This is a genomic window from Streptomyces sp. NPDC019937, assembly GCF_040631655.1.
In the GTDB taxonomy this organism is placed as follows: domain Bacteria; phylum Actinomycetota; class Actinomycetes; order Streptomycetales; family Streptomycetaceae; genus Streptomyces.
The window spans coordinates 244,020-253,905 of the sequence record NZ_JBEYAL010000001.1 but is presented as its reverse complement, the minus strand read 5'-3'; the positions used below and the strand labels follow the sequence as shown (position 1 = coordinate 253,905).

The following is a 9,886-nucleotide window of genomic DNA, read 5'->3' as shown; positions in this document are numbered from 1 at the left end:
CCTTCGGCCCGGGAGTGATCAGGCGCTCCGAGCCGTCATACTGCCACAGTTGCCGCCCGGCAACTATTGACGGACGGGCCCACCCACCCGAAGGCTGGCACGTTCGAGCGCCACCGTGACAGCGATGAGCGAATGCCGGACAAATGTGGTACAGCACGGGCCCTCCCGGCACGCCCCACCCCTAACGGGCGATCAAGGCCGTGACGACGGGCACCCGCTCCGCGCGACCGGGACCCTGGAGATAATTGCCGTACGACAATTGTTGTCGCCATGGTGCATAGAATGCGCTCGCGGTGATCACGGACATCGCCGCGCCCCCGGCGCGTTTCGAGAAGCAGGACGATGTGGACAAAATTTCTACGGTCGAGCGGGCGCTGCGCACAGCCCCGCCTCACGCTCTGCTCGATGTCGTCACGGCCGCCCTGGCCGAGCAGTGCGGCGCCGAACAGGTGGAGCTCCTCATGGCGGACTACGCCATGCGGTCGCTCCAGGCTGTGAACCCGGGGCTCTACGGCGCCGAGCCGGTGCCCATCCAGGGCAGCCCCCAGGGCCGCGCCTTCGGGTCGCAGGAGCCGTGCGTCGTCCGCAACGGCCGGCACGGCCGGGGGGACGGCGGACACGACACGGTGACCGTGCACCTGCCGATGACCATCCGCGGCGACCGGATGGGGGTGCTGTCGTTGCGGCTGCCCTCCGAACGGGACGCCTGGGCCCGGATGCACTACCTCCAGGCGGTCTGCGAGGCCCTGGGCCATGAGATCCTCGTCGCCGAGCGCGATACCGACCTCTACCTCCTGGCCCGGCGCACCACCCGGCTGACCCTGGCCGCCGAGATGCAGTGGCAGTTGCTGCCCGGCCGCTCGTGCGCGCGTCCCGAGTTCTCGCTCGGGGCGCATCTGGAGCCGGCGTACGCCATCTTCGGCGACAACTTCGACTGGTCCGCCTCGGCCGACCATCTGACGCTCACCATCACCAACGGCATGGGGGAGGGCATCGAGGCGTCGCTGCTGACCAGCCTCGCCGTGAGCGCGCTGCGCAACGCGCGGCGCGCGGGTCTGGGCCTGTGCGATCAGGCGAGCCTGGCCGACCAGGCGGTCTACGCCCAGTACCGGGGGGAGGCCCATGTGTCGGCGCTGCTGCTGCGGTTCGGCTTCAGGACCGGGGACGTGGAGGTCGTGGACGCGGGCTCGCCGCGGATGTGGCGCCAGCGGGAGCGCTCGGTGGAGCCCGTACGGTTCGACGCGCAGTTGCCGCTCGGGATGTTCGAGGACACCGTCTACGTCGCCGAGCACTTCACCGCCCAGCCCGGCGACCGCTTCCTGTTCGGGAGCGACGGGGTGTACGAGGCGCTGTCCCCGTCGGGCGAGAGCTACGGGGAGCGGGCGCTGGCCCGCGCGCTGGGCAACACCCAGCTGCTGCCGCCGGCCCAGGTGCCCCAGGCGGTGCTGCGCCAGCTCGCCGACTTCCGCTTCGATACCCCGCTGGACGACGACGCCCTGGTGGTCTGCCTCGACTGGTACGGGCGGAGGGAACGGGGAGAATCCGGCGAAGGGGCACCGGAAGCGGAATCTCCGGAAATCGTTGCCATTTGACAACCATGCTCGGATGACAAGAATCTAGCCCGGATGCACCACTTCACGGAGGCCGCCGGGGTTCTGGGGCCCTCCTCCGGCACCCTCGGCGACGACAGCCGAAGACCGACCGCGGCGACGACAGACGGGGGACGGACCGTGGCACACGGGTCGATCAGGCATGCGGGCCCGGGCCCGGCGGAGGGTTCAGGCGAACCGCACCGCACCGTCCTCGGCGTCGCCCCGGCGGAGGATCGGCGCCGTCTCGTCCACGGCTTCCTGAAACCCCTTCAGCCCCTCCAGCAGCGCCTTGCGGGCGGTCGGGGTCATGGCGGCGATGGCGGTCAGCAGGGCCTCCTCGCGGCGGGCCCGCAGCTCCAGCAGATACGCCTTGCCGTGGCTGGTCAGCCGCAGTTCGAGCTCCCGGCGGCTGACCGGGCTGGGCGCGCGCTCCACGAATCCGAGCGCCTGCAGCCGGTCGCACAGACGGCTCACGGACGAGGGCGCCGAGCCCAGCAGCTCCCCGAGCGTGCGGAGGTTGATCCCCTCCTCGCGGTCCAGGCTGTACAGGACGCGCAGCTGTGACGCCGACACCGGGGACGAGGAGACGGCGTCGCGCCCCCGCTCCCACAGCACTTCGAGCAGTTCGATCACCTCGCACGCCATCCGAGCGGATTCGCGGGACCGGCGGTGAGAGGGTGCCGGATTCACGCCCATAACAGTGCACTCCGAATCAGCGTCTTCGGCCCCTTGGTGCCGACCTTGCGCCTTACTCCCGCTGCAACCTTATCCCCGGTCCGGCACGCGCCCCCTCTCGGACGTGCACACGGCCACGCCGGGCACTCCTTGGGTAGAGTGGGGCGGTCCTCAGACCACTCCCTCATCCGCTCGCCGGGGGCGGCCCGGGCCGGGTCCTGTCTTTGCGCGATCGGGGTGACGCCGTGGTGAGCACCGAAGCCGCCGCCGGCCCCTTCGTCCACCCGGCCCTGTTCTACCGGGACGACGAGGACTATCTGACCGGCACCCTGCCCTTCGTGCTCGACGGTCTGCGCGCCGCCGAGCCGGTGGCGGTGGCCGTCCCCGGCGCCAACCTCCGGCTCCTGCGCGGCGCGCTCGGACGGGATGGCGCGGAGGTGCGGTTCCTCGACATGACCGAGGCCGGGCGCAACCCCGGGCGGATCATCCCCGCGGTGCTGCGGGACTTCGCCGACCGGCACCCGGGCGGCCGGGTGCGGATCATCGGCGAACCCATCTGGGCCGGCCGCACCGCGGCCGAGTACGGTCCGTGCGTCCAGCACGAGGCGCTGATCAACTTGGCCTTCCGCGGCCGCGCGGTCACCATCCTGTGTCCGTACCACAGCCGACGGCTGGACGCCGGCGTGCTCGCCGACGCCTGGCTGACCCACCCGGTGGTCCTCGAGGACGGCCGGGAGCACCCGAGCCACGTCTACGACCCCGAGCGCGCCACCGCGGCGCACAACGACCCGCTGCCCCCGCCCGTCGGTGTCCCCGCCTTCTCCTTCGACGCCGAACGTCTGCCTCTCGCCCGCGAGTTCGCGGTCGCGGCCGGTGAGCGGCTCGGCCTCGCCGGGCAGCGCCTGGGCGATCTGGCCCTGGCGGTGTCCGAGCTGACCACCAACAGCGTGCTGCACGGCGCCGGTCGCGGCACGGTGCGGGTCTGGGAGTGGGCCGGGCAGGTGCTGTGCCAGGTCGAGGACGGCGGCCGCCTCAGCGATCCGCTCGCCGGCCGGCGGCCGGCCGCGCCGGGTCAGATCGGCGGACGGGGCCTGCTGCTGGTGCATCGGGTCACCGACCTGGTCCGGGTGCACACCGGTCCGGACGGCACCACGATCCGGTTCCACCTCGGCCGGTAGGCCCGGCCCGGCGGCAGAGCGACGGAGTGGGCGCGGCGGCCGCCACGAAGACCACGGCGGGAACGGCCCAGCCGCCGGCCGGCGCTCCGGGGACGAGGGTGGTGATCATTGCCGGTCCCCCGGTGGCCACCGCTCCTTCGGTGCTCGCCGAGAGCGGCGCGTGCGCGGACCAGGCCGCGGCGGCGAACAGCGGGCAGCAGGCCGCCAGGGCGGCGTAGTACGGGCCGGCCGTGCCGGTGGACAGCACCCAGGCGGCGGCGCCCGCGCCCGCGGCGCAGGTGATGTGCTGCACCACCCGGACCTGGGCCGGCACCGTCAGCCGCCGGTGGTCCGGCATCAGGAGGTACGCCAGGGTGACCTTCACGCCTCGTCCCGACGTCTCCGCGGCGGTGAACAGCGCCGCCGCGACCAGCAGGCTCCAGAAGCCGCTGGTGGTGAGGAAGAGCCAAGGAGAGCTGCTGCGGGACGAGACCCACGCCCTCCTGGACCGCATCCCCCTGCGCCCCGGGAGCCAGGCCTGGGGCACACGCCCGGCCGACGCCTGCCCCCGTGACCCGCGTTCACCGGCCCTGTTCGTGTCCGTTGAACGCGGTGATCAGGCTGTGGGGCGCGTCGTCGCCGAACATGAGCTCATGGAGCTCGGCGCCCTCGGCGGCGGCTGCGGCACCGCGCGGGAACATGGCCTGCTCGTACGCGGTGAGCGCGGTCTCGAGGTCGCCGGGGTGGGTGGCGAGGGCCTTGCCGAGTTCGGCGCCGTCGTACATGGCCAGGTTGGCGCCTTCACCGTTGGGGGCCGACAGATGGGCGGCGTCGCCGAGCAGGGTCACCCCCGGCACCCGCTCCCAACGGTGCCCGACCGGCAGCGCGTTGAGGGGACGCAGGACCGGTGCGGTGTCGCTGTCGGTGATCAGCGCGGTCAGCTCCGGCGCCCAGCCGTCGAACTCCTCCGCGATCCGCGCGGTGGCCGCGGCGGCGTCGGTGAAGTCGATGGCGGCGAACCAGTCCTGCGGCGCGGTGAGCGCCACGTAGGTGTGCAGGGTGCCGCCGCTCTCGCGGTGCGCCTGGATCCCCTTGCCCGGCGCGAGCGCGAGCAGCGACCCGCCGCCGACGGCTTTCGCGGCGGCAGGGTGCCGGGAGTCGCCGTCGAACAGGTAGGTCTCGACGAACGCCCGGCCGATGTACTCGGGCGCCGCGTCGGAGAGCAGCGGCCGGACCCGTGACCACGCGCCGTCCGCGCCGACCAGCAGGCTCGTGGCGGCGGTGGTGCCGTCCGCGAAGGTCACCTCGTGGCGGCCCTCGCCGAGCGTCTGGACGCCGCTGACCTTGTGGCCCCACCGGACGGTGCCGGCCGGGAGCGCGTCGAGCAGGATCCGTCGCAGCTCGCCGCGTTGGACCTCGGGGCGCCCGCCCGTTCCGTCGTCGGGCTGTTCGAACAGGGCGGCCCCGTTCCGGTCGAGGATCCGCATCGCCTGGCGGCCCTCCAGGATGAGGCCGCGGAACTCGTCCATCAGATCCGCCGCCTCGAGGGCGAGTTGGCCGTTATGGTCGTGGATGTCGAGCATCCCGCCCTGCGCGCGGGCGGTCGGCGACGGCTCCGCCTCGTAGACCGTGGCCGGGATGGCGTGGACGTGCAGGACGCGGGCGAGTGTCAGCCCGCCGAGTCCGGCGCCGATGATCGTGACGTCAGTCGTCATGGTGATTCCTTGCGTGTCGTACGCCCGCCGGGTCGGCACCCGGCGGGATCTCCGCAAAGCTCCCAGGCCCCGCCGACGAGCCGCCGACATCGGACCGACAGACGCCCGACGCCCCCTAGACGGCCACTTGGCGGTACTGCAGGGCCGCCGCCTTCGGCAGGCTCACCACGGCGGCGACGTTCCGGCCGATCGTCGAGTTGATCCGCTCGCCGCGCGCGCGGGCCGTCGCGGCATGGTCCGCTGCCTACAGGCGTCGCGTGTACACGCCGTCTTCGCCATCCGTTACTGGCTGATCCGGAAGGGGCGCGTCAACGTGCCCCGGCTCTACACCATGGACGCCTCCGGACCGTACCACTACACCCGGGGCTTCAACCCCCGCGCGATCGCCGCCTTCGTCCCCGCGGCCGTGCCGGCGGTCCTGCTCGCCCTCGTCCCGGCCTTCGCCCCGGCCGCGCCGTTCGCGTGGTTCATCGGCGCCGGCGTCGCCGCCGTCGCATACTTCCTGGTGTCCAACCGCAGGCAAGTCCACGAGGATGTTCCGGAGCCGAGATCGCCGTCCCGTGCGCGGACTGAGCCCGAACCACCCGTGACGCGAACACCCCCCGTCCGATGATCCACCCGGAGGCATCCGCATGCGCATCCTCGTCGTGAACGTGAACACCACCGAGTCCATGACCGAGGCGATCGCCGCCCGGGCGAGAACGGTGGCTTCGGCCGGCACGGAGATCGTCGGCCTGACGCCGCGCTTCGGGGCCGAGTCCGTGGAGGGGAATTTCGAGAGCTACCTCGCGGCGATCGCCGTGATGGACCGGGTCCAGTCGTATCCGGAGCCCTTCGACGCCGTCATCCAGGCGGGGTACGGCGAACACGGCAGGGAGGGCCTGCAGGAGCTCCTGGACGTACCGGTCGTCGACATCACCGAGGCGGCCGCCACCACGGCGATGTTCCTCGGACACCGCTATTCGGTCGTCACCACCCTGGACCGGACGCTCCCGCTGATCGAGGACCGGCTCACCCTGGCCGGTCTGCACACCCGGTGCGCCTCGGTCCGGGCCAGCGACATGGCCGTACTGGACCTCGAAGAGGACCCTGAAGCCGCCGTCGAAGCGATCGTGGCGCAGGCCGAGCGCGCCGTGCGCGAGGACAAGGCCGAGGTGATCTGCCTGGGCTGCGGCGGCATGGCGGGCCTGGACGAACGGATCAGGGAGCGCACCGGCGTCCCCGTCGTCGACGGTGTCAGCGCCGCCGTGACCATCGCGGAGTCGCTGGTCAGGCTCGGGCTGTCCACCTCCAAGGTGCGCACCTACGCGCCACCCCGGCCCAAGAAGGTGACCGGCTGGCCATACGCCCCGGGGGCGCACACGGGGCCGCGCCGATAATCGCGAAGGCCGCCCAACGGCTGCTTTCTCCAGCGCCTCCGCGAGGCCGGGGCCGGGATCGGCCGGGACCGGTTGCGATCCCGGCCGCCGACGTCATGGCGCGAGGACGGAGTACACGTGTTCCACCTGCGGCGGAGCCGCGAAGTACGGTCCGGCCAGGGCCCGCCAGCGGGTGAAGCCCTCGGAGCCGCGGAAGGTGACGGTGTGGTGCTCGACCGTCTCCCACCGGACCATCAGCCGGTAGCGCGAGGGGTGTTCGACGCTGCGCTGCAGGTCGACTCCGTCGCAGCCGTCGGCCTCGAGGAAGATGGGCAGGGCCTTGGTGACGGCCTCCTCGAACTCCTCTTCCTGGCCCGGGTGGATCTCGATCTGGGCGATCTCGGTGATCACGGTGGTGTCCCTGTTCTCGGGTCGCGGCGGTGGTCGGTCGCGGGTCTCGGCGGGCGTGGCGTGCTCGGCGTCGCCCCGCGCGGTGACACCCGTCTCGACGAGGGTACGCGTGGCGGCGACGGAAGCGTAGATCCACAGGACCCGCATGGCCATCCCACGATCACATGACGCGCGCAGCCGTCACGGTGTGCGGAACCCCCGAAAGGTCACCTGCTTGCGGGTGGTGAAGCCGAGGCGCTCATACAGGGCGATCGCGCCGGTATTCGCCTCGGCCACGTGCAGGAAGGGGCGTTCGCCGCGGGCCACGATCCGCGCGGCGAGCGCGTTGATCAGACGTGCCGCGTGGCCGCGACCGCGTGCCTCGGGAGCGGTGCAGACGGCGCTGATCTCGGTCCAGCCCGGTGGCCGCAGCCGCTCCCCCGCCATCGCCACCAACGTGCCGTTGTCGCGGATGCCGAGGTAGGCGCCGAGTTCGTGGGTGCGCGGCCGGAACGGCCCCGGCTCGGTCCGCGCGACGAGGTCGAGCATCTCGGCCACGCTGTCCGCGCCCAGGTCGACGACGCCCTCATCGGTCCCGGTCTCCGGGTGGACGTGCCGAGCACCGCCGGGCCCGATCATCTGGCGGCCCTGGAGGGAGAAGACCGGCTCCCAGTCCGGCGGCGGAGTGGCGGGACAGCTGAACATGTCGGCGAACACGCCCGGCCCGAGCAGCCCGGCCAGATCGGCCCATTCCGCCGGGCCCGGGTCGGCGGGCACCGCGGAGAAGGTCGCGACGTCCGGCGGATAGGTGGCGGCCCGGCCGAGCCGACGGGCGAGACGCGCGTGGTGACCGCCGAGTGATCGCCCCACCGGGTCGTCGAGTGCCGGGGCGTCGCGGTTCACCATGGTGCCGTACCTCTCCTGTCGGGCGCGGGTGCGATCATAGGCACACCCCCCGAAGGAGACGCGACGCGGCGGCATCCGACGCCCTGGGGCTCGATCGCGGTGGCCCGGGGACGGCCCGGACCCGCCTCATGACGGTGCGCTGTCCCGCCAGGTGCGCCGGTACGCCGACGGGGCGACCCCCGCCTCCGCCGCCAGGTGGCGCCGCAGCGAGGTGGCGGTGGCGAAGCCGACCTCGTGGGCGATCCGTTCCACCGGCAGGTCGCTGGACTCCAGCAGCCGCCGGGCCCGCCGCAACCGCTGCTGGGTCAGCCACCGCCCCGGGCTCAGACCGGTCTCCTCCCGGAAGCGCCGGGCGAAGGTACGGGTGCTCATCGCCGCGTGCGCGGCCCACTCGTCCAGCGACAGCGGCAGTTGCAGCCGCCCCAGCGCCCAGTCACGGGTCGGCCCGGTGCCGGTTCCGCCCGGCGTGCGTATCGTGTCCGTCGAAGGCGTCGCGGAGGAGGTACGACGCGTCAGCCTGGTCCGCAGGCCGGGCCTCCTCACGGCACCCACGGACGCGCTGGCACGCGCCCTGCGCCGACAGGCCGCCGACCTCACCGACTGATCACCGGACAAAACCGGTTGCCCGCGGGCGATGGTGCTGGATGCGATGTCCGGCATGATGGCCCAGGCGCGCCCGCCACGGCGGGAGGGGACGACGCCCACCGGGCCTCGCCACCCGGCGACCTGGGCTGGTCGCGAACGAATCGTCATACGGGAGCGGGAGACGCCTACGCATGCATACGCCACCATCGCCACCTGGGCCGGAGCGGGCGGACCGATCGACCGTCCGGATCGGCGCTCTCGTTCCGCTGACCCGGCCCGGCTGGGCCGGGGCGGGCCAAAGCCTGCTCAACGGAATGGAGTTGGCCGCTCATCATGTCAATGAGGCGGGCGGGATCGGGGGAAGACCACTGGAGCTGGTGGTCCGGGACACCGCGGCTGATCCGCGGAGGGCCGTGGCGGCCGTAGAGGAATGCGCCGGCCTGGGCGTGGCGGCCTTGGCCGGGGAGTATCACAGCGTCGTCGCTCGCGCCGCCGCCACCAGGGCCGACGCCCTCGGCCTGCCGTTCCTCTGCTCGTCGGCGGTTCTCGACGCGCTCACCGAACGGCCGACGGAGTGGGTCGCGCGCCTCTCCCCTCCGCAGTCCCGCGGCTGGCGGGTCTACGCGGACTTCCTCCTCGGCGCCGGCCACCGTCGCATCACCGTGGCAACCCAGCCGAGCGCCTACTGGGCGACCGGGACCCGCATTCTGCGGGACCACCTCGCCCCTCGCGGCGGCACCGTCACCGAACTCGACATGAGCGCGCTCACCCCCGCGGCCGTGTGCGACGCGCTCGTCGACCGTCGCGCGACAGCCCTCCTTCTTCTGGTCGGCCACCCGGATCCGGCGGTGCCGATCGTCGAGTCCGTACGCGGCGACCATCGCCTCGCCGAGATCCTGATCGGTGCTCCGGCCGGGCAGCCGGAGTTCGCCGAATGGGCGACGCCACTGGGCGCCGCGATCCCGTTCTTGCGCTACCTGCCCGAGCACCTCGGCCCACTCGGCGCACGAGTGGAGACGGCCCTCCGCGAGCGGCTGGGCCAAGCGCCGTCCTTCGTCGCCTTCGAGGGCTACGACACGGTCACCGTCCTCGCCGAGATGCTGCGTTCCCACGGCACGGACCGGACCCGCGTCGCCGCATCCTGGCCGCGCGTCGCGGTCGAAGGCACCCGTGGGCGAATCCGGTTCTCCCGCACGCCGGGCGTCAGCGTGTGGCAATGGGCCGGGCCGCCGGTCCAGGTCGTCGACCGGGACCCGGCGGAACCGGATCGCTTTCGGATCCTGCACACCGGCTGAGTCCGTGACGACCCCTCCGCGCTGGTGGGATGGGCCCTCGACCAGCTGCTCCGGGGGCGGTACAGCCGCGCGCCACGGCGTGAACGGCCCCTGAACGTGGCCGTCGGCTCCGCCTCGATCATCAGCACCACGCATCACCTGAACCGGTTCTCCACCGCACTGCTCGGCTATCACGCCTCGGCCGGTGTCGCCCGAGACGGGACCCGGAGGTGT

At 72.8% G+C, this 9,886-nt stretch carries 10 protein-coding genes and 1 pseudogene; 5 read left to right on the top strand and 6 right to left on the bottom strand.

Going from position 1 to position 9,886, the window contains the following annotated elements:
- The first annotated feature begins 344 nt into the window (after nucleotides 1-344).
- Nucleotides 345-1,592, top strand: a complete 1,248-nt coding sequence (locus tag ABZ562_RS01065; protein WP_361472531.1) for a PP2C family protein-serine/threonine phosphatase — start codon at nucleotides 345-347, stop codon at nucleotides 1,590-1,592.
- Nucleotides 1,593-1,778: 186 nt separating this feature from the next.
- On the opposite strand, the gene ABZ562_RS01060 is transcribed toward ABZ562_RS01065, so the two are convergent.
- A complete protein-coding gene (locus ABZ562_RS01060) occupies nucleotides 1,779-2,288 on the bottom strand; it encodes a MarR family transcriptional regulator (RefSeq protein ID WP_361472109.1) in 510 nt (169 codons plus the stop codon).
- A 227-nt stretch (nucleotides 2,289-2,515) separates the two neighbouring features.
- On the opposite strand from ABZ562_RS01060, the gene ABZ562_RS01055 reads away from it, so the two are divergent.
- A complete protein-coding gene (locus ABZ562_RS01055) occupies nucleotides 2,516-3,445 on the top strand; it encodes an anti-sigma factor RsbA family regulatory protein (RefSeq protein WP_361472106.1) in 930 nt (309 codons plus the stop codon).
- Here the strand turns inward: ABZ562_RS01055 and ABZ562_RS01050 are convergent.
- Together ABZ562_RS01050 and ABZ562_RS01045 are read right to left on the bottom strand one after the other, a co-directional pair.
- Nucleotides 3,378-3,938 carry a hypothetical protein gene (locus ABZ562_RS01050; protein ID WP_361472104.1) on the bottom strand — a complete coding sequence of 187 codons (561 nt, stop codon included), beginning with the start codon at nucleotides 3,936-3,938 and terminating at the stop codon, nucleotides 3,378-3,380. The genes ABZ562_RS01055 and ABZ562_RS01050 overlap by 68 nt on opposite strands.
- A 67-nt stretch (nucleotides 3,939-4,005) precedes the next feature.
- Complete coding sequence (locus ABZ562_RS01045; RefSeq protein WP_361472101.1) at nucleotides 4,006-5,139, bottom strand: NAD(P)/FAD-dependent oxidoreductase; 1,134 nt, start codon at nucleotides 5,137-5,139, stop codon at nucleotides 4,006-4,008.
- Between the two features lie 127 nt (nucleotides 5,140-5,266).
- On the opposite strand from ABZ562_RS01045, the gene ABZ562_RS01040 reads away from it, so the two are divergent.
- On the top strand, nucleotides 5,267-5,752 hold the full coding sequence (locus ABZ562_RS01040; protein ID WP_361472098.1) for a cytosine permease: 486 nt from the start codon (nucleotides 5,267-5,269) through the stop codon (nucleotides 5,750-5,752).
- A gap of 19 nt (nucleotides 5,753-5,771) precedes the next feature.
- On the top strand, nucleotides 5,772-6,518 hold the full coding sequence (locus ABZ562_RS01035) for an aspartate/glutamate racemase family protein (RefSeq protein ID WP_361472095.1): 747 nt from the start codon (nucleotides 5,772-5,774) through the stop codon (nucleotides 6,516-6,518).
- 93 nt (nucleotides 6,519-6,611) lie between these two features.
- Here the strand turns inward: ABZ562_RS01035 and ABZ562_RS01030 are convergent, their stop codons facing one another.
- The 3 genes and pseudogenes from ABZ562_RS01030 to ABZ562_RS01020 all read right to left on the bottom strand — a co-directional run.
- Nucleotides 6,612-7,061 (bottom strand): antibiotic biosynthesis monooxygenase family protein, encoded by a 450-nt coding sequence (locus ABZ562_RS01030; RefSeq protein ID WP_361472092.1) that lies wholly within the window; start codon nucleotides 7,059-7,061, stop codon nucleotides 6,612-6,614.
- Between the two features lie 27 nt (nucleotides 7,062-7,088).
- Nucleotides 7,089-7,793 (bottom strand): GNAT family N-acetyltransferase, encoded by a 705-nt coding sequence (locus ABZ562_RS01025; protein WP_361472089.1) that lies wholly within the window; start codon nucleotides 7,791-7,793, stop codon nucleotides 7,089-7,091.
- Between the two features lie 126 nt (nucleotides 7,794-7,919).
- A pseudogene (locus ABZ562_RS01020) lies at nucleotides 7,920-8,252 on the bottom strand (helix-turn-helix domain-containing protein); the annotation flags it as partial.
- A 317-nt stretch (nucleotides 8,253-8,569) separates the two neighbouring features.
- Here ABZ562_RS01020 and ABZ562_RS01015 point away from each other — a divergent pair.
- A complete protein-coding gene (locus tag ABZ562_RS01015) occupies nucleotides 8,570-9,673 on the top strand; it encodes an ABC transporter substrate-binding protein (protein ID WP_361472087.1) in 1,104 nt (367 codons plus the stop codon).
- Nucleotides 9,674-9,886: the final 213 nt, after the last annotated feature.

Bases quoted from the DNA above. Each gene is read 5' to 3' on its own strand.
- ABZ562_RS01050 (WP_361472104.1), bottom strand. From the start codon at position 3,938: ATGCGGTCCAGGAGGGCGTGGGTCTCGTCCCGCAGCAGCTCTCCTTGG.
- ABZ562_RS01025 (WP_361472089.1), bottom strand. From the start codon at position 7,793: ATGGTGAACCGCGACGCCCCGGCACTCGACGACCCGGTGGGGCGATCA.
- ABZ562_RS01030 (WP_361472092.1), bottom strand. From the start codon at position 7,061: ATGGCCATGCGGGTCCTGTGGATCTACGCTTCCGTCGCCGCCACGCGT.
- ABZ562_RS01015 (WP_361472087.1), top strand. From the start codon at position 8,570: ATGCATACGCCACCATCGCCACCTGGGCCGGAGCGGGCGGACCGATCG.
- ABZ562_RS01035 (WP_361472095.1), top strand. From the start codon at position 5,772: ATGCGCATCCTCGTCGTGAACGTGAACACCACCGAGTCCATGACCGAG.
- ABZ562_RS01045 (WP_361472101.1), bottom strand. From the start codon at position 5,139: ATGACGACTGACGTCACGATCATCGGCGCCGGACTCGGCGGGCTGACA.
- ABZ562_RS01060 (WP_361472109.1), bottom strand. From the start codon at position 2,288: ATGGGCGTGAATCCGGCACCCTCTCACCGCCGGTCCCGCGAATCCGCT.